This is a genomic window from Rhizobium sp. WSM409, assembly GCF_057653825.1.
Map to the genome: position 1 here is coordinate 3,521,878 of NZ_CM172794.1, position 17,049 is coordinate 3,538,926.

The window sequence follows — 17,049 nt, forward strand, 5'->3', positions numbered from 1 at the left end:
GTAATAGCAGCAAGAGGAGAAATATATGCTCTATAGGGAAAGACGGTCGGTCCTGGCCGGAATGATAGGGGTGGCATTCGCGGCCGTGCTGGTTGCCTTTCCCGCCGCTGCCCAACAGACAACCAATTCGAAGTTCAAGGTGGTGACGACCTTCACGGTGATTGCCGACATGGTAAAAAACGTGGCCGGTGATGCCGCGATCGTGGAATCGATCACCAAGCCGGGCGCGGAGATCCACAACTATGCGCCAACGCCGGGTGACATCCAGCGGGCCCAAGGTGCACAGCTCATTCTCTGGAACGGCCTCAATCTGGAGCGCTGGTTCGAAAAGTTCTTCCAGAACCTGCACGACGTCCCCGGTGCCGTCGTCTCCGATGGCATCGAACCGATGGGCATCTCGGAAGGCCCCTACCAAGGCAAGCCCAATCCCCACGCCTGGATGTCGCCGAAGAACGCCCTGATTTACGTCGACAATATCCGCGATGCTTTCGCAAAATATGATCCGGCGAATGCGGAGACCTACAACGCTAACGCCGAGGCCTACAAGCAGAAGATCGAAGCGACGATCACTCCGATCCGCGCCACCCTCGACAAAATTCCCGAGGACAAGCGCTGGCTGGTCTCGAGCGAGGGCGCCTTTTCCTATCTTGCACGCGATTTCGGGCTGAAGGAACTCTATCTCTGGCCGATCAACGCCGACCAGCAGGGCACGCCCCAGCAGGTCCGCAAGGTGATCGATGCGGTCGAGGAAAACAAGATTCCAACCGTCTTCAGCGAAAGCACCGTTTCCGATAAACCGGCCCGGCAGGTGGCGCGCGAAACCGGCGCGCATTATGGCGGCGTCCTCTATGTCGACTCGTTGAGCGAAGCCGACGGCCCGGTGCCAACCTATATCGATCTTCTGCGCGTGACCTCCGATACCGTTGCGAAGGGTCTTGCCGATGGGTTGTCGCAATGATTGAGCTTAGCAATCTTGTCCGGCCCGCATCCTCGGATGCGGGATCGGGGATCACGGTGAAGGACGCAACCGTCACTTACCGCAACGGACATACAGCCCTGAGGGACGCGAGTTTCCAGATCCCCACGGGCACGATCGCCGCGCTGGTCGGTGTCAACGGTTCCGGCAAGTCGACGCTCTTCAAGTCGATCATGGGTTTCGTGCGTCTCGCCAGGGGCCACATTCGCGTGCTTGGCATCCCGGTCGAAGAGGCGCTGCGCAAGAACCTCGTCGCTTATGTGCCGCAATCGGAAGAAGTCGACTGGAACTTCCCGGTGCTGGTCGAGGATGTTGTGATGATGGGCCGCTACGGCCACATGGGCATGATGCGCATCCCGAAGGCCGCAGACCACGAGGCAGTGGCGGCCGCGCTCGCCCGCGTCGCCATGAGCGAGTTCCGCAAGCGCCAGATCGGCGAACTCTCCGGCGGCCAGCGGAAGCGGGTCTTCTTGGCGCGAGCACTGGCGCAGGACGGCCGGGTCATTCTGCTCGATGAACCCTTTACCGGCGTCGACGTAAAGACCGAGGACCAGATCATCAAGCTCCTGCGCGAACTGCGGGATGAAGGCCGCGTCATGCTGGTCTCCACCCACAATCTCGGCTCCGTGCCGGAGTTCTGCGACCGGACCATCCTGATCAAGGGCACGGTGCTCGCCTACGGCCCGACCGTCGAGACTTTTACGCAGGAAAATCTGGAAAAGGCATTTGGCGGCGTGCTGCGACATTTCGTGTTGAGCGAAGCGCAGAACGGCAGGCCAACGTCGATCGGCGTCATAACTGATGATGAGCGCCCCCTGATTCTGCAGGGTGGCAGAGCGACTGCCCGGAGGCCCGATAGTGGCAACGGGGGCCGGGAATGATAGACGACCTCCTGCAGCCCTTCACCTATGAATACATGCTCAATGCCATGTGGGTGTCCGCCCTTGTCGGCGGCGTCTGCGCTTTCCTCTCCTGTTATCTGATGCTGAAAGGCTGGTCGCTGATCGGCGACGCGCTCTCGCACGCGATCGTTCCCGGCGTTGCCGGCGCCTATATGCTCGGACTTCCCTTTTCGATCGGAGCCTTCTTTTCCGGAGGGCTCGCTGCCGCAGCGATGCTTTTCCTCAACCAGCGCACCAAGCTGAAGGAAGATGCCATCATCGGCCTGATCTTCTCCTCCTTCTTCGGGCTGGGCCTGTTCATGGTTTCGCTCAAGCCTATGGCGGTCAACATCCAGACGATCGTACTCGGCAACATTCTCGCCATCACGCCCGAGGATACGCTGCAACTCGCCATCATCGGCTTCGTGTCGCTCGCCGTCCTGCTCGTCAAATGGAAGGACCTGATGGTCACTTTCTTCGATGAGAGCCATGCCCGATCGATCGGTCTCAATCCGACCGTTCTCAAGGTCATTTTCTTCACGCTGCTGTCTGCCTCAACCGTCGCGGCGCTGCAGACCGTCGGTGCATTCCTCGTCATCTGCATGGTGGTAACGCCCGGGGCAACTGCCTATCTGCTGACCGACCGCTTCCCGCGGCTGCTTGTGATCGCGGTCATCATCGGATCGATGACCAGTTTCGTCGGCGCTTATGCAAGTTACTTCCTCGATGGCGCAACCGGCGGCATCATCGTCGTGCTGCAGACGGCAATCTTCCTGATCGCGTTCTTCTTCGCACCCAAACACGGCATGCTGGCGGCACGTAGACGCGCTGCGCAGGCGCTGGAGGCAGCGCCATGAACATGGTCGAGACGCTTCTTTTGCCTTTCCAGTTCGGCTTCATGGTCAATGCGCTAGTGATCTCGGTGCTGGTCGCAATTCCGATGGCGCTGTTGTCCTGCTTCCTGGTTCTGAAAGGCTGGTCTCTGATGGGAGACGCCATCAGCCACGCCGTCTTCCCCGGCGTGGTCATCGCCTATATCGTCGGCATACCCTTCGCGGTCGGCGCCTTCGCGGCCGGCATGTTTTGCGCTGTCGCCACCGGTTTCCTGAAAGATAACAGCCGTATCAAACAGGATACGGTGATGGGCATCGTTTTCTCCGGCATGTTCGGGCTCGGCCTGGTTCTTTATGTCAGGATCCAGTCCGACGTGCATCTCGACCACATCCTGTTCGGCGACATGCTCGGTGTCTCCTGGCGCGACATCGGGCAATCGGCCGTCATCGCTGCGATCACGGCCGCCATTCTTGGTGTGAAATGGAAGGACTTCCTGCTGCACGCCTTCGACCCCGCCCAGGCGAGAGCGGTGGGCCTCAGGATCAACCTACTGCATTACGGCCTTCTCGCCCTCATCTCGCTGACGATCGTCGGTGCTTTGCAGGCGGTAGGCATCATCCTTTCGATCGCCATGCTGATTGCGCCGGGAGCCATCGCCTTCCTGCTCACCCGCAAGTTCAGCACGATGCTGCTCCTCTCCGTCGCCATCGCCGTGATCGGTTCCTTTGTCGGCGTCTACCTGTCCTTCTTCATCGACAGCGCGCCGGCGCCGACCATCGTGCTTGTGCTGGCGATCGGCTTCGTGCTCGCCTTCATCCATGCCACGCGCGGGACGGCCCGGGTTGAAGAATCGCCGGTAGACTGATGGACATTGGCGAATGTCGCTGCACGGAAGGCAGTTGTTGACCAACGCAGAATGCAGAGAGGCGCGCAACGGGCGCTTTTGAATTGCTGCCTAATTCCTAAAATCGATTCCGGTTTGGGCAATTAGGCAGCAGATAATCAAACCTTCAACTCCCGCTCGACCAACGCCACCCAATAGGCCGCCCCATATCCAAGCGCTTCATCGTTGAAGTCATAGGCCGTGTTGTGATGCAGCGCCCCATCCACCGCCGGACCGTTGCCGAGCCAGACGTAGCAACCCGGCGCATTCTGGGCGAAGAAGGCAAAATCGTCGCCTGCCATCGACGGCGGAAAGCTTGTCTGCACCTTCCCGCCGAAGACCGAGCCGGCCACTGCCAACGCCCGTGCGGTCGCATCCGCGTCGTTGATGACAGGCGGAATCCGCCGTTCGAATGCATAGTCCACAGCGATACTGTACATGGCCGCCGTGCCATGCGCCAATCGTCCGATCTCGGTCTCCAACTGGTCGCGCACATCGGGCGAATAGGCCCGCGCCGTGCCACCGATCTCGACGATGTCAGGAATGACGTTCAGAGCCTTCGGGTCGCCCGCCTGCAGGAAACAGGCGCTGACGACGGCCGGCTGCAGCGGATCGACCACCCGTCCGACGATCGTCTGCAGCGATGACAGGAAGGTGCCGGCGGCTGTGATCGGATCGCGGCCGAGATGCGGCTTGGCGCCATGCGTGCCGGCCCCGCGGAAGGTCATGCGCCAGCTGTCGGAGGAGGCAAGCTGCGGTCCCTCGACCACGGCGATCTCATCCACCGCAAGCCCAGGCATGTTATGCAGCCCGTAGACGGCATCGCAGGGAAAAAGCGTGAACAGCCCCTCCTCGACCATGCGCCTTGCTCCGCCTCGCCCTTCTTCGGCCGGCTGGAAGATGAAATGCACCGTGCCGGAAAAATCCCGCGTTGCCGCAAGATGTCGCGCGGCGCCAAGCAGCATCGCCGTATGGCCGTCATGGCCGCAGGCATGCATCTTTCCGGGCACGGTCGATTTATAGGATCGCTCCGCCGTTTCAGGCATGGCGAGCGCATCCATGTCGGCGCGCAGCCCGATCCTGCGCGTGCCGTTGCCGATCTGCAGCGTACCGACCACGCCGCTGCCGCCAAGCCCGCGATGCACCGCAATACCAGCCTCTTCGAGAAGCGTCGCGACGATACCGGCGGTGCGCTCCTCCTCGAAACCGAGTTCGGGATAGGCGTGCAGGTCGCGGCGCAGGGCAGTGAGAAACGGCAGATCGTCGCTGATCCGGGCGGGAATGCTCATTGGGCAATGCTCCTGGGGCCTGGATATCCTGTCAAGCGAAACGGGCGCCCAACTGGCGCCCGCGTCAGATTATCTGTTGTTCATCAACCAGACCGTAAGTTCAACCCCCGGAACAGGATGATTTTTGGCTAGGACTAAAATCTGAATCCTGTTCTCAATTAAGGAGTTAGAGCATGATGTCGTCCGAAAACCGCGCACACTTTTCGGCATCATGCTCTAGGTTTCTTCGACGAACACCTCCTCGCGCTTCTTCTTGACGCTCGGCAGGAAGACGACGATCAGCACGGCGACAGCAATGGCGAGAAGAGTGGCGCTGATCGGCCGCGTGACGAAGGTCGTCGGATCGCCGCGCGACAGGATCATGGCGCGCCGGAGGTTTTCCTCGAGCAGCGGCCCGAGCACGAAACCGAGCAGAAGCGGCGCCGGCTCGCAACGAAGCTTTGCCAGCACATAGCCGATGAGCCCGAAGAAGGCGACGGCGTAGAGATCGTAGACGTTGGCGTTGACGCTGTAGACCCCGATCGAGCAGAAGGCCATGATGATCGGGAAGAGTACGTAGTAAGGCACGGTCAGGAGTTTCACCCAGAGCCCGATCAGCGGCAGGTTGAGGATGACCAGCATCAGGTTGCCGATCCACATGGAGGCGATGATGCCCCAGAACAGCGCCGGCTGCTCGGTGGCGACGTTCGGACCGGGCACGATACCCTGGATGATCATCGCCCCGACCATCAGCGCCATGACGGGGTTGGCGGGAATGCCGAGCGTCAAGAGCGGAATGAACGAGGTCTGCGCACCGGCATTGTTGGCCGATTCCGGTCCTGCGACGCCGGCAACCGCGCCCTTTCCGAACTCCTCCGGCGTCTTCGACATCCGCTTTTCCACCGTATAGGAGGCGAAGGAGGCAAGGATGGCGCCACCGCCCGGCAGGATGCCAAGCGCCGAACCGATCGCCGTACCGCGAATGACCGGTGCGATCATCTCCTTGAATTCCTGGCGGGACGGCAAAAGGCCGGTGACCTTGGCCATCAGCACCGTGCGTGTCGACTCGCCTTCGAGGTTGCGCAGGATTTCCGCCACTCCGAACACGCCGACGGCAAGCGCCACGAAGTTCAGCCCGTCAGCATATTCGCGGATGCCGAGCGTGAAGCGCGGCGTGCCGGTATAGATGTCGGTGCCGACGAGACCGAGCAGCAGCCCCAGCGCCACCATCGCCAGCGCCTTCACGACAGAACCGTGCGCGAGAGCGATCGAGGAAACGAGACCGACGATCATCAGCGAGAAATATTCCGCCGAACCAAATTGCAGCGCGATTGCGGTCAGCGGCGGTGCGAAGATCGCCACGAGAAAGGTTGACACAGTGCCGGCAAAGAACGAACCCAATGCTGCGATGGCAAGCGCTGCGCCTGCCCTGCCCTTGCGGGCCATCTGGTAGCCGTCGATCGCGGTGACGGCAGAGGAGGATTCGCCCGGCATGTTGATCAGGATCGCCGTCGTCGAGCCGCCATACTGGGCGCCATAATAGATGCCGGCGAGCATGATCAGCGAGGAGACCGGTTCAAGCTGGAAGGTGATCGGCAAAAGCATGGCGATCGTCGCCGTGGCGCCGATCCCGGGCAGCACGCCGATCAGCGTGCCGAGCAGCACGCCGATCAGGCAGAAGAACAGGTTTTCCGGAGTGCCGGCTGTTGCAAAGCCGAGCGCGAGATTGCTGAAAAGATCCATCATCGTCTCCTAGAACCGGACCCAGGGGCCGAAGCGCTCGAAAGGCAGGCCGAGCCCGTAGCTGAAGACCCCAACCGAAAAGATCGTCAGCAGCAGCGACAGCACGATCGCGAGGAACACGTTCATCTTTTGCGATGCGAAGCAGGCGATGAAGGCGGTGAGGAACAGTGACGGTGCAAATCCGAGACCGCGCACCGTCAGCCCGAAGAATACCGGTGCCGGCAGGATGAAGAGCATGCCGCGCCAGGCAAACGGGTCGATCGGCTCGCCCTCGACCCGCAGCGCCTGAATGAAGATGATCGCGCCGAGAAGCACGAGCACGCCGGCAAGCACCAGCGGAAAATAACCGGGGCCCATGCGCACTGCCGTGCCGAGGTCGAGCCCCAGCGACTGGATGGCGAAGAAAGCACCGGTCGCGACGAAAAGCGCGCCGCAGATCGCATTGGTCGTATCGAAACTGATGGACTTCATGGTGTCTCCTGGGGTTGGAGATTGTTCGTGTAACGCCGTCACAAAGGAGCTAGCCCCTCATCCGCCTGCCGGCACCTTCTCCCCATAAACGGGCAGAAGGGAAAATGCTGCAAGCCCTTCGCCCCTTGCCGCCGTTGGGTGACGCAAGTCCCCTCTCCCGTTCACGGGGAGAGGGTTGGGGTGAGGGGCTCTTTCGGCATATCCTGGACGAGGACAAGCCTCAGTCAGCATATTCGCCGGCGGCCTCGATCACCGTTTTCCAGCGGGTGATCTCGCTTTCGAGCTTGGCCTTCAGCGCCGCCGGCGTCGCATCGGCGTCAGAGGATGGCGCCGTACCGAGCTCGGCGAAGCGGGCGCCGACATTCGGATCCTTCAGCGCCACCTGCAGCGACTTCGACAGACGTTCGTTGATCTCAGGCGGCGTGCCCTTCGGCGTATAGATGCCGTGCCAGATTCCGACTTCAAAACCCGGCAGCCCGGCTTCGACGGCCGTCGGAATGTCCTTCATAACGTCGAGCCGTTTGGGCGAGGTCACGGCATAGGCCTTGATCGTGCCGCCCTGGATCTGCTTCGTCGTGTTGGTCGTCTGGTCGCACATGACGTCGACCTGACCGCCGAGCAGATCGGTCATGGCAGGGCCGGTGCCCTTATAGGGAACGGTCGTCAGCGGCGTCTGGATGGCGCTCATGAACATCATGCCGCAGAGGTGCGAAGCCGCACCGATGCCGGCATTGGCGACCGTCACCTTGTCCTTGTTGGCCTTGATGTAGTCGATCAGCCCCTTGAGGTCGGTCGGCTCCATGTCCTTGCGGGCAACGATCGTCATCGGCACCTCGGTGACGAGGCCGACATAATCGAAGGCGCCGAGCGTGTCGTAGGCGAGCTTGCGGTAGAGCGTGGCGCTGGTCGCCATGCCGATATGGTGCAGCAGGATGGTGTAGCCGTCGGGATCGGCACTCGCCACGCGGCCGGCGCCGAGCGTGCCGCCGGCGCCGCCGACATTTTCGACGACGATCTGCTGGCCGAGATCCTTTGACATGGATTCGGCGACCAGGCGCGCAACGGTATCCGTCGGGCCGCCGGCCGCAAACGGCACGACCATGGTGATGGTGCGTTCGGGATAGGTCTGCGCCGAAGCGACGCTGGCGAGAAGTGAGACCGCAGCAGCCGCGGTCAGGCCGAGCATGGCCTTTAGAATTTTCATCGTTTCCTCCCTGATGAAATAAGCAAGCCCGCCGACACATCCTCCGCGCCGGTTCGGATCACCTATTTGCCGCCGGGAAAAATCGACCCGCAATCATTGCAGCCGCTTTCGAAAGACGATTTTGCCAGAGTGCGATGCAGCATGGGTCGATTCGGAAACAAACGGCTCTGGCGGTGGGTGGAAATCCACCCATCGCACCGCGAGATTGCAGCGCCGCCCCAGCTCCGAGCTAGCCTTCGGTGGTCAGCATCCGCTTGTCGAGACCGTATTTCTGCATCTTTTCGTAGAGTGTCTTCCGGGAAATGCCGAGCGACTCATAGACCGGTCTGAGGCTGCCGCCATGCGCCACCAGCGCGCTGGCAATGACCCCTCGTTCGAATTCGGCGACACGCTCAGCAAGCCCGGTCGCTTCCTCGGCTTGGCGCCCGCCATTGTCGAGCCCGAGGACCAGACGATCGGCGGCATTCCTCAATTCACGCACATTGCCGGGCCAGTCGCGCTGAGCGATGTCGGAAGTCACGTCCGGCGGAACGACCATCTCGTCGCGGCCGTAGCGAGCAGCCGCTTCCCGCACCAGCTGCAGGAAAAGCAGCGGAACATCCGCCCGCCGCTGCGACAGAGACGGCACGTGCAGCGTCGCGACGTTCAGCCGATAGAAGAGGTCGGCGCGGAAACGCCCGGCCGCCACCTCCGCTTCCAGATCGACCTTGCTTGTCGCGATGAAGCGCACGTCGAGCGCCACGACCTCGTTCGATCCGAGCCTGGAGATCACCCGCTCCTGCAGCACCCGCAGGAACTTCGCCTGCAGGTCGAAGGGCATGGAGCCGATCTCGTCGAGCAGGATCGTGCCGCCGCGCCCGTGTTCGAACTTTCCATAACGCGGCCTTACCGCACCCGGAAATGCCCCCACCTCATGGCCGAAGAGCTCGCTCTCGATCAGGTTCGCCGGCAGTGCGGCACAATTGATCGCGATGAACGGCCGGCTCGCCCGGGCGCTGATGTCGTGGAGCGCCCGCGCCACCACCTCCTTGCCGGCCCCGGTCTCGCCGACGATCAGCGTATCGGCATCGCTCGCCCCGATCGCCCGGATGCGGTAGCGCAGATCCACCATCACCTGCGTGCGCCCCGGCAGCCGCGCCTCGATATCGTCGCGCTTGCCGGCGACCGCCTTCAGCAGCCGGTTTTCGAGCACCAGGCCGCGCCGCTCCATCGCCCGGCGGATGACGCCGGCAAGCATCTCCGGCGTGAACGGCTTCTCGATGAAATCATAGGCGCCTTCGCGCATCGCCTTCACCGCAAGCTGAACGTCGCCGTGGCCGGTGACGAGAATGACCGGTACCTCCGGGTCGAGCTCGCGGATCTTCTGCATCAGCGTCATGCCGTCGATGCCGGGCATGCGAATATCGCTGACAACGACGCCGGGAAAGCTGTAGCCGATCAGCTCCAGCACGTGGTCGCCGTTCGAATAGGTCTCGACGCTGAAGCCGGAGAGCTCCAGCGCCTGCGCCGTCGAGCGGCGCAGTTCCTCCTCGTCGTCGACCAGCAGGATCTTTGCATCGTTCATTCCGCTGCCTCCGGCATCAGCCCTGCCGCCGATTGCAGCTCGATGCGGAACACCGCGCCTCCTTCGGGATGATTGGCAGCAGTCAGGCTGCCGCCGAAATCCTTGATGATGTTGTAGGAAATCGAAAGCCCGAGGCCGAGCCCCTTGCCGACGCCCTTCGTCGTGAAGAACGGATCGAAGATACGCTCGGCGATCGCCGCCGGCACGCCCGGTCCATGATCCCGCACCGTCAGCACCACCTTTCCGGCCTCCTCGAAGGCCGAAACCTCGATGCGCCGATCATCCAGCCCTTCCACCGCATCGGCCGCATTCGAGATCACGTTCACCAGCACCTGCTGCAGACGCACCGAACCGGCGCGCACCACCGGCGGACGCGGGCCGAGAGCGAGCAGCAGTTCGGCATCCGCCGCCTTCAACCGCCAGGCGACGATCTCCAGCGTATCGCGCATCGCCTCGTCGAGGGAAACGAGGCCGAGCTTCTCGTTCGGCTTGCGGGCGAAGTTGCGCAGGTGCCGGCTGATCGCAGCCATACGGTCGATCAGCCCGCCGATACGCCGGATATTGTCCCGCGCCTCCTCCGTCCGACCGCGGTCGATGAGAACGGAGGCGCTGTCCGTGTAGGTCTTGGCGGCGGCGAGCGGCTGGTTGAATTCGTGCGAAAGCGCAGCCGACATCTGCCCCAGCCCGGCAAGCTTGCCCGCCTGGATCAGATCGGCCTGCGTCTGTCGGAGTTGTTGCTCGGTCAGCCGCCGCTCGGCAATCTCCTCTTCGATGCGGCTGTTGACGCGGGCAAGATCGGCCGTGCGCTCCTCGACGCGCCGCTCCAGCTCGTTGCGGGCCTCGGCCTGCATCTGCATGCGCTCGGCAAGCCGCGCCCGCCGCTGGCGAAGGACGGCCACCGTAAGCCCGGCAATGCAAAGAATGAGAAACACGGCAGCAAGCGCCGTGCGTGCCTGGGCGCGGATGGAACTCGTCTCCATCAGCACGTTCACCGTCCAGTCCTCGGCCGGCATGTAATGCGAGAGCACCAGATATTCGCTCGAACCGCGCTCGCTGGCCAGCGTCATCAGCTCATGCTGCTCGAAGTGGTGACGCGTCACCGGCAGCGCCGCCAGCCTGGCATTGGCATAGCGTCGCGACGCCTCGGTGCGGGCGACGCGGTCGGCCGTCAGCGGCAGGATCGCGCCATAGAGCCATTCCGGGCTGCCGGACATGAAGATGATGCCCTCCGGATCGGAGACGAAAATCCTGTATTCGCCGCCGCCCCAGGAGGACTCGATCATATCGATATCGACCTTGAAGACGATGACGCCACGAATATCCGCGCCGGTCCGGATCGGTGCGGCAAAATAGTAGCCGCGCTTCAGCGAGGTGGTGCCGAGCGCGTAAAACCGTGCCTGCCGGCCTTCGATTGCATCCTGGAAATAGGGCCTGTAGCTGAAATTTTGTCCGACGAAGCTTGCAGGCCCATCGTAATTGCTGGCCGCGATCGTCTCTCCGTCTGGCTTGACCACATAGATATCGGAGGATTTCAGCAGTCCGTTGATCTCCTTGAGATAGAGATTGGCCGCATCGCGCAGCGCCACATCCTCAGGCGCGCTCACCAGTTCCTTGATGTCGTCGTGATCGGCGATCAGCGCCGGCAGCGCCTCGTAGCGGTTGAGATGGCCGCTGAGTGCCGAAACGGCAAGGCGCAACGCCGTTCCTGCCTGCGCCGAGGCTTCCTCCATATAGGCGCGCGTCGCAATCGCGCTCCCATAGGTGAAGAAGGAGAAGATGATCAGCGGCACCACCAGCAACGCCGCTATCGCACGATATTTCGAAGACAGAACCGGCTCCTCCCCTTTCTGCCTCCACTCCCCAGCGAGGCATACCCGACGGACCGAGTTTAGAGGGGTGGGTAGGGATTTCCAAGGGGCCGTCGAAACTTGACACCCGGCAGGGGTGGATGTCCTATTGCTGCACCGCAAGGAGGCCCCCGCCCATGAGCGACGACCAGACGCCCGCCGATAACAAACTCACCACATCCAAGCGCCGCTGGGCGGCAGAGGGCAAGTTCCTGACCGGCCGTATCAGCCGTCCCGAAGCCGAGCGCCTGCCGCCCGGCCAGCACCTCGTCAAGAACTGGCCGGTGCTCGATCTCGGCCAGCAGCCTGTCATCTCGACCGAGACCTGGCGGCTCGAGGTGCGCGGCCTCGTCGAAACGACGCGCACCCTCACCTGGGCCGACTTCCAGGCGATCGAACAGAGCACGGGGGTGAGCGATATCCACTGCGTCACCACCTGGTCGCGCTACGACAACAAATGGAAGGGCGTTTCGACGCGCAATCTGCTCGACCTCGCCATGCCGAAGCCTGAAGCCGCTTACGTCATGCTGACGAGTTATGACGGCTATACCACCAACCTGCCGCTCTCCGATTTCGCTGCCGAGGATGCGATCCTCGCCACCGCCTGGGAAGGCCTGCCGCTGACACCGGAGCACGGCGGCCCGATGCGCCTCGTCGTGCCGCATCTCTATTTCTGGAAAAGCGCCAAATGGCTGCGCCGCATCGAGCTGATGCCTGCCGACCAGGCCGGCTTCTGGGAAAAGAACGGCTACCACATCTACGGCGATCCGTGGCGCGAGCAGCGCTATTCCGACGACTGAGCTTTCGGTCGCGAGAAGCGACGAAGCGCAAACACGCCAAGTCCGAACAACGCGGCAAGCCCCGTCAGCGACGCCATGCTGGCGGCATGGAATGGGATCTCGCTCCAGCGCGGCTTGACGATATCGGCGGTGTTGAAGGCTTCGTCGCTGAACCGGCAGCTGATCAGCGCAAGCCCGCGCCGCACCATGTCGGCGTCGACCGCGGAAATGATTTCACCCGCCGCGGCAGCCTCCCGCGGCATCTCGCGCATCGAAAGCAAGACCGCCTTGGTCGCGGCGAGATAGGCATGAGCGCATTCGTTGAACGGGCTTTCCTCATCCGTCACGCTGCCCGGCATCCGGCCCCACAGACAGTAGGAATACTGGATCTCTGCATAGTTCAGCACGCGGCGGAACGGCTCGTTCGTATCGACAGCACGGGATGCAAGATCGACAATCCCACTGCGATAGTCAGACATGACAGCCATCTCGCCGTGGGAAATTTGCGGGATATCCAGACCCGCATGGCTGCCGCCGTCGCTGCGGCTATGGGCAAAAGCGCTTCCAGCGACCACACAAAAAAACGCGACGGCAGAGAACGCCGTCAACAGCAGTGGTCTGGCTCTGTCGTTTTTCATACTCGCCCGAAAAGTTCAGGGCGCCGGCAAAGCGGCGTCCTTCGATGCGTTCAGTGCAATGCCGTGGCCGGCCGGCCGCGTTCCCCGCCCCCGACCGCAAGCCGCTTTTCCGCCAGCGCTCCGAAGCCGAGGCCGAGCGTTGCCCAGAGGATCACATGCATTCCGAGCGAAGTGGTGCGGAAACGCCAGAGCACCATCGCCGAGAAGTTCTCCGGCACCTCGTTGATCGGCGGCAGCAGATAGAGCACCACGCCGATGAAGACGAGATAGGCGATGCCGGCGATGATCGCGCCGTTCCAGAGACCGAAACGCTCGGACAGGCGGCGCGACAGCGCCACTGCGGCAATCAGCGCCGCAAGCGAGACGACGATCATCAGGAAGAACAGCTCGGTCCTGGCGCCGATCGTATCGGGATTGCCGACTGCCGGCGGGTTGGCCGGATACTTGATCCCGGGAACGAGGACGACCGCCACGAAGGCGGCAATGGCGATGACGGCCGAGGTGCCGCGCGGCGAAAGGCTGCTGAAGCGGCCGTGCACGAAAGCGAAAGCGAGCGCGAAGAGCCCGCCGACGGCGGCGCTGTAGGCCATGACGCCGGTGAAAAGGCCGAGACCGGCCTGTGTGGCGCGGCTGACGATTTCGGGTTCGGCAGCTTCGCCGGCCGCCTGGGCGCTCGCCTCCTCGAAGGCGATCGCCGCATCGACCAGCGGCTCGCCGAACGTATGGGCGAAAGCGAAAACCAGGATGCCAGCAATCAGGCCCGCGAGCATGCCGCGAAGCAAGAGGTTTCCAACCATGTCCGGAACTCCCTTAAGGCACGTCGCGCAAAAGTGTGCCGCGGTTTTGCGATAAAGACATGCGTAAAACAAAAACCTATAGCGCGATGAGCGAATCTGAAAGATCGCGACGCGCTTTAGTGGCAGGGAAAGCCGAGGAGATGGCGGCCGTCATGCACGAATTCGTGCACATACATGCCGTTGAACAGCGCCATTGCGCCTTCCTCGGTGCCGACGAAATAGAGGACGATGAGCATCAGCAGGCCGCCGAAGATCGCCCAGGGCAGGATCTCGCCTACAGGGATCGGCGCCGGTACCGCAACGGGCGCGAAAGTGGTGTCAGACATGTATTCCTCCGGGAATGACGCGTTCAGTCGAAAGAGTGCTTGTGCAGTAGGGTCTGACTTCCAGCGCGAAGAGCTTTCGACACGCTGGTCACAGTGGCGCGACCGCGCCGGACTTACACCGGCTTCCAAACCCGCAACTGCACGGTTATATCTGCACGCCGAAGAGACTGTCAACGAAACTTCACAAGCCGGCGAAGGACGCTGTCGCCGCATTCCGGGAGACAAGAACGACCGTGAACACGCGCCTCACCTGGATCTGCCACGGCGCGACGGCAGCAAGCCGCAAGGCCCTGTTCCCGCTCGACGAACCGCTCGAGGATAAGGCAGTGGAGGAGGCCGGCAGGATGATCCCCCCGCCCCGCGCCGATCGAATTGCCATGAGCCCGGCTTTGCGTGCCCGCCAGACCGCGGAAGCGCTCCGCCTCGAAGCCCGCATAGACCTCGCACTTCGCGACTGCGACCATGGCCGCTGGGCCGGCAGGTCGATCACGACGATCGGGACCGAAGAGCCGGAAAACCTCATGGGCTGGATGAGCGATCCGGAAGGGGCCCCGCATGGCGGCGAGAGCCTTGTTGATCTGCGCACGCGCATCGCCGGCTGGATGGATGAGCAATCGAGCCTCGGCGGCCATGTGATCGCCGTTAGCCACGCGGCCGTCATCCGGGCAGCGATCGTGCATGTACTGCAGGCGCCGCTCTCCTCCTTCTGGCTGAGCGACGTCGAGCCGCTTTCCGTCATCCGCATGACCAGCAACGGACAGCGCTGGTCTCTGCGCTTCCAGCATTAGAGACTGCTGATCTTATCCAGCTTTGCACAAGCAAATCGCGTCATCTATGTTGAACCCGGCTTTGCGGGGACTACTTCCTTGTCCCAAGGAGATGGAAGAATGACATATGATTGGAGTGGCGAGCGCACGCGACGCCTGCGTTTTATGCGTGTCGCCACAGTCACGGTTCTGGTCGGTCTCATCTTCAGCGTTCCGCTGCTGATCGTCACCGCCTGAAGCACGAGAAAGGGCGAGCGATGCATTAGCACGCTCGCCTTCGTTCTTTTCCCGCATCAGCCGGTCTCCCGAACCACGAAGGCGATCGCGCTGATAACGACGCCCTGGTTCCCCACAGGCCCCGTCGGGTCTCTCTGCGGCACAGCAACAGGCTGCCGCCTCTGATAATTCGCCTTCTGGTTTCAACAAACATTTCAGACTTTCGTGATATTTCCGCGAAGGTAGAGATGGAGAAGGCATAATGCCGGTGTTTTTCCAAAGCAGGGCCGGACGGCAATGCGTGTCGATCGTGGTGTCTGGAGTGACCCTCTGGCTTCTCGGCACGCTGCTACAGCTCGACGACAGCCTGGTCGCCTTCATGACCGGCTTCGGCGAGTACGGCGCCGACAAGCTCGTTCTGGCGCTCGGCATCGCCGGCGCCATGAGCTTCGTCTATTCGGTGCTGCGCATCGCCGACCTGCGTAAGGAAATGGAACTGCGCGCGGCCGCCCAGGCAAAAGCCGATTGGACCGCAACCCACGACCATCTCACCAAGCTGCCGAACCGCTACGCCTTCGAGCGCAAGATCCTCTCCCGGCCGATCAAGGACGACGAGGCCGAGATCGAGGAGTGGGACCGCAACGTCACCATCTTCTCCGTTGACCTCGACGGCTTCAAGAAGGTCAATGACCTCGTCGGCCACAAGGGCGGCGACATCCTGTTGATCGAGGTTGCCAGACGCATCTGCGCGCTCGGCAATGCCGATTGCGTCTATCGCTTCGGCGGCGACGAATTCATCATCGTCGCCTTCGCCCTGACGGCGCAGCGCGAGGAGCGTTTTGCCAAGCTGCTGATCCAGGCCGTCACCCGGCCGATCCATATCGATGGCTTTGCCGTCGAAGTCGGCGCCAGCGTCGGCTATGACCGCTGGGCCGAGGGAGCCGAGCCGCTGGAAGATGCCGCCCACCGTGCCGACCTCGCCATGTACGAGGCGAAATCACGCGGACCCAACCACTATTTCGTCTTCGAACCTTCGATGCAGGACAAGGTAACGGAACGCGCCGCGCTGGAAACCAGGCTGCGCGCCGCGATCTCCAACAAGGCGATCAAGCCCTTCTATCAGCCGCTGATCGACCTCAAGACCGGCCAGCTCTGCGGCTTCGAGGCCTTAGCGCGCTGGATCGGCGACGACGGCGTCAACATCCCGCCGCCGGTCTTCATCGATATCGCCGAGGAAACCGGCATGATCACGGCATTATTCGAGGATCTCCTCACCCAGGCCTGCAGCGACGCACTCGCCTGGCCGGATCATGTGACGTTGTCCTTCAACGTCTCGCCGGTGCAGATGGAAGACAGATTGCTGACATCGCGTATTCTCAAGGTCCTTTCGGCAAGCCGGCTGCCGCCGCAGCGCCTGGAAGTGGAGATCACCGAAAACGCGCTGATCCAGGATCCCGCCATCGCCGCCCTCATTCTCGACGAGCTGCACGCCGCCGGCATCCAGATCGCACTCGACGATTTCGGCACGGGCTATTCGAGCCTCGCCCAGCTTTCCCGCTATCGTTTCGACAAGATCAAGATCGACAAAAGCTTCATCGCCACCTATCGCGACGACGAGCGGCAGGAAAAGATCGTCCGCGCCATGCTCGGCCTCGGCAGGAGCCTCAACATCAAGACGACGGCGGAAGGTATCGAGGAGCACGGCCAGCTCGCCTTCCTGCTGCAGCTTGGCTGCGACATCGGCCAGGGCTATCTTTTCGGCAAGGCGATGCCCGCCGCCGAGGCGGGCATCTTCATCAGCGATCGCAATACCAAATTGGCCTCGACGGGCTGACGGAACGCTCTACCTTTTGTT

At 62.4% G+C, this 17,049-nt stretch carries 16 protein-coding genes and 1 riboswitch; of the genes, 7 read left to right on the forward strand and 9 right to left on the reverse strand.

The features are described from left to right. Positions 1 to 25: 25 nt before the first annotated feature. The 4 genes from AC25BC_RS17495 to AC25BC_RS17510 are packed head-to-tail and all read left to right on the forward strand — an operon-like array spanning position 26 to position 3,556. Positions 26 to 958, forward strand: a complete 933-nt coding sequence (locus AC25BC_RS17495) for a metal ABC transporter substrate-binding protein (RefSeq protein ID WP_012758810.1) — start codon at positions 26 to 28, stop codon at positions 956 to 958. Beyond that, complete coding sequence (locus AC25BC_RS17500) at positions 955 to 1,857, forward strand: manganese/iron ABC transporter ATP-binding protein (protein ID WP_128438521.1); 903 nt, start codon at positions 955 to 957, stop codon at positions 1,855 to 1,857. Before AC25BC_RS17495 ends, AC25BC_RS17500 begins: the two co-directional genes overlap by 4 nt. After that, positions 1,854 to 2,714 (forward strand): iron/manganese ABC transporter permease subunit SitC, encoded by an 861-nt coding sequence (gene sitC, locus AC25BC_RS17505; protein ID WP_012758812.1) that lies wholly within the window; start codon positions 1,854 to 1,856, stop codon positions 2,712 to 2,714. Before AC25BC_RS17500 ends, sitC begins: the two co-directional genes overlap by 4 nt. Next, the gene (locus AC25BC_RS17510; protein WP_012758813.1) at positions 2,711 to 3,556 is read left to right on the forward strand and encodes a metal ABC transporter permease; all 846 of its coding nucleotides are present in this window, start codon (positions 2,711 to 2,713) and stop codon (positions 3,554 to 3,556) included. The genes sitC and AC25BC_RS17510 overlap by 4 nt, the downstream gene beginning before the upstream one ends. Before the next feature lie 137 nt (positions 3,557 to 3,693). Here AC25BC_RS17510 and AC25BC_RS17515 read toward each other — a convergent pair whose 3' ends face one another. The 6 genes from AC25BC_RS17515 to AC25BC_RS17540 all read right to left on the reverse strand — a co-directional run bounded on the left by AC25BC_RS17515 (position 3,694) and on the right by AC25BC_RS17540 (position 11,617). Continuing rightward, entirely contained in the window at positions 3,694 to 4,863 is a 1,170-nt protein-coding gene (locus tag AC25BC_RS17515) for a M20 aminoacylase family protein (RefSeq protein WP_012758814.1), read from the reverse strand. A 216-nt stretch (positions 4,864 to 5,079) separates the two neighbouring features. Next, entirely contained in the window at positions 5,080 to 6,585 is a 1,506-nt protein-coding gene (locus tag AC25BC_RS17520) for a tripartite tricarboxylate transporter permease (protein ID WP_012758815.1), read from the reverse strand. Between the two features lie 9 nt (positions 6,586 to 6,594). After that, the gene (locus AC25BC_RS17525) at positions 6,595 to 7,056 is read right to left on the reverse strand and encodes a tripartite tricarboxylate transporter TctB family protein (RefSeq protein ID WP_012758816.1); all 462 of its coding nucleotides are present in this window, start codon (positions 7,054 to 7,056) and stop codon (positions 6,595 to 6,597) included. A 220-nt stretch (positions 7,057 to 7,276) separates the two neighbouring features. Then, a complete protein-coding gene (locus AC25BC_RS17530; protein ID WP_012758817.1) occupies positions 7,277 to 8,260 on the reverse strand; it encodes a tripartite tricarboxylate transporter substrate-binding protein in 984 nt (327 codons plus the stop codon). A 229-nt stretch (positions 8,261 to 8,489) separates the two neighbouring features. Continuing rightward, positions 8,490 to 9,824 (reverse strand): sigma-54-dependent transcriptional regulator, encoded by a 1,335-nt coding sequence (locus tag AC25BC_RS17535; RefSeq protein ID WP_012758818.1) that lies wholly within the window; start codon positions 9,822 to 9,824, stop codon positions 8,490 to 8,492. Next, positions 9,821 to 11,617: a sensor histidine kinase gene (locus AC25BC_RS17540; RefSeq protein WP_348629770.1), complete on the reverse strand. Its 1,797-nt coding sequence runs from the start codon at positions 11,615 to 11,617 to the stop codon at positions 9,821 to 9,823. Before AC25BC_RS17540 ends, AC25BC_RS17535 begins: the two co-directional genes overlap by 4 nt. A 191-nt stretch (positions 11,618 to 11,808) precedes the next feature. On the opposite strand from AC25BC_RS17540, the gene AC25BC_RS17545 reads away from it, so the two are divergent. Then, positions 11,809 to 12,471 carry a sulfite oxidase-like oxidoreductase gene (locus AC25BC_RS17545; RefSeq protein ID WP_012758820.1) on the forward strand — a complete coding sequence of 221 codons (663 nt, stop codon included), beginning with the start codon at positions 11,809 to 11,811 and terminating at the stop codon, positions 12,469 to 12,471. On the opposite strand, the gene AC25BC_RS17550 is transcribed toward AC25BC_RS17545, so the two are convergent. The 3 genes from AC25BC_RS17550 to AC25BC_RS17560 all read right to left on the reverse strand — a co-directional run bounded on the left by AC25BC_RS17550 (position 12,456) and on the right by AC25BC_RS17560 (position 14,211). Then, the gene (locus tag AC25BC_RS17550; RefSeq protein ID WP_012758821.1) at positions 12,456 to 13,088 is read right to left on the reverse strand and encodes a hypothetical protein; all 633 of its coding nucleotides are present in this window, start codon (positions 13,086 to 13,088) and stop codon (positions 12,456 to 12,458) included. The two genes, AC25BC_RS17545 and AC25BC_RS17550, sit on opposite strands and share 16 nt — an antisense overlap. A gap of 50 nt (positions 13,089 to 13,138) precedes the next feature. After that, positions 13,139 to 13,885: a CbtA family protein gene (locus tag AC25BC_RS17555; RefSeq protein ID WP_128438522.1), complete on the reverse strand. Its 747-nt coding sequence runs from the start codon at positions 13,883 to 13,885 to the stop codon at positions 13,139 to 13,141. 116 nt (positions 13,886 to 14,001) lie between these two features. Further along, positions 14,002 to 14,211, reverse strand: coding sequence for a CbtB domain-containing protein (locus AC25BC_RS17560; RefSeq protein ID WP_003542661.1), 210 nt, complete (start codon positions 14,209 to 14,211; stop codon positions 14,002 to 14,004). Between the two features lies 1 nt (position 14,212). Then, positions 14,213 to 14,367, reverse strand: a riboswitch (adenosylcobalamin (AdoCbl) riboswitch). A 77-nt stretch (positions 14,368 to 14,444) separates the two neighbouring features. Between AC25BC_RS17560 and AC25BC_RS17565 the strand changes: the two genes are divergently transcribed. Together AC25BC_RS17565 and AC25BC_RS17570 are read left to right on the forward strand one after the other, a co-directional pair. Continuing rightward, positions 14,445 to 14,999, forward strand: coding sequence for a histidine phosphatase family protein (locus tag AC25BC_RS17565; RefSeq protein WP_012758823.1), 555 nt, complete (start codon positions 14,445 to 14,447; stop codon positions 14,997 to 14,999). A gap of 457 nt (positions 15,000 to 15,456) precedes the next feature. Further along, entirely contained in the window at positions 15,457 to 17,028 is a 1,572-nt protein-coding gene (locus AC25BC_RS17570) for a putative bifunctional diguanylate cyclase/phosphodiesterase (RefSeq protein ID WP_012758825.1), read from the forward strand. Positions 17,029 to 17,049: the final 21 nt, after the last annotated feature.

Excerpts from the sequence above, each read along its gene's own strand:
- AC25BC_RS17560 (WP_003542661.1), bottom strand. The coding sequence starts at position 14,211 with ATGTCTGACACCACTTTCGCGCCCGTTGCGGTACCGGCGCCGATCCCT.
- AC25BC_RS17555 (WP_128438522.1), bottom strand. The coding sequence starts at position 13,885 with ATGGTTGGAAACCTCTTGCTTCGCGGCATGCTCGCGGGCCTGATTGCT.
- AC25BC_RS17515 (WP_012758814.1), bottom strand. The coding sequence starts at position 4,863 with ATGAGCATTCCCGCCCGGATCAGCGACGATCTGCCGTTTCTCACTGCC.
- sitC (WP_012758812.1), top strand. The coding sequence starts at position 1,854 with ATGATAGACGACCTCCTGCAGCCCTTCACCTATGAATACATGCTCAAT.
- AC25BC_RS17535 (WP_012758818.1), bottom strand. The coding sequence starts at position 9,824 with ATGAACGATGCAAAGATCCTGCTGGTCGACGACGAGGAGGAACTGCGC.
- AC25BC_RS17570 (WP_012758825.1), top strand. The coding sequence starts at position 15,457 with ATGCCGGTGTTTTTCCAAAGCAGGGCCGGACGGCAATGCGTGTCGATC.
- AC25BC_RS17495 (WP_012758810.1), top strand. The coding sequence starts at position 26 with ATGCTCTATAGGGAAAGACGGTCGGTCCTGGCCGGAATGATAGGGGTG.
- AC25BC_RS17500 (WP_128438521.1), top strand. The coding sequence starts at position 955 with ATGATTGAGCTTAGCAATCTTGTCCGGCCCGCATCCTCGGATGCGGGA.
- AC25BC_RS17550 (WP_012758821.1), bottom strand. The coding sequence starts at position 13,088 with ATGAAAAACGACAGAGCCAGACCACTGCTGTTGACGGCGTTCTCTGCC.
- AC25BC_RS17520 (WP_012758815.1), bottom strand. The coding sequence starts at position 6,585 with ATGGATCTTTTCAGCAATCTCGCGCTCGGCTTTGCAACAGCCGGCACT.
- AC25BC_RS17525 (WP_012758816.1), bottom strand. The coding sequence starts at position 7,056 with ATGAAGTCCATCAGTTTCGATACGACCAATGCGATCTGCGGCGCGCTT.
- AC25BC_RS17510 (WP_012758813.1), top strand. The coding sequence starts at position 2,711 with ATGAACATGGTCGAGACGCTTCTTTTGCCTTTCCAGTTCGGCTTCATG.
- AC25BC_RS17545 (WP_012758820.1), top strand. The coding sequence starts at position 11,809 with ATGAGCGACGACCAGACGCCCGCCGATAACAAACTCACCACATCCAAG.
- AC25BC_RS17530 (WP_012758817.1), bottom strand. The coding sequence starts at position 8,260 with ATGAAAATTCTAAAGGCCATGCTCGGCCTGACCGCGGCTGCTGCGGTC.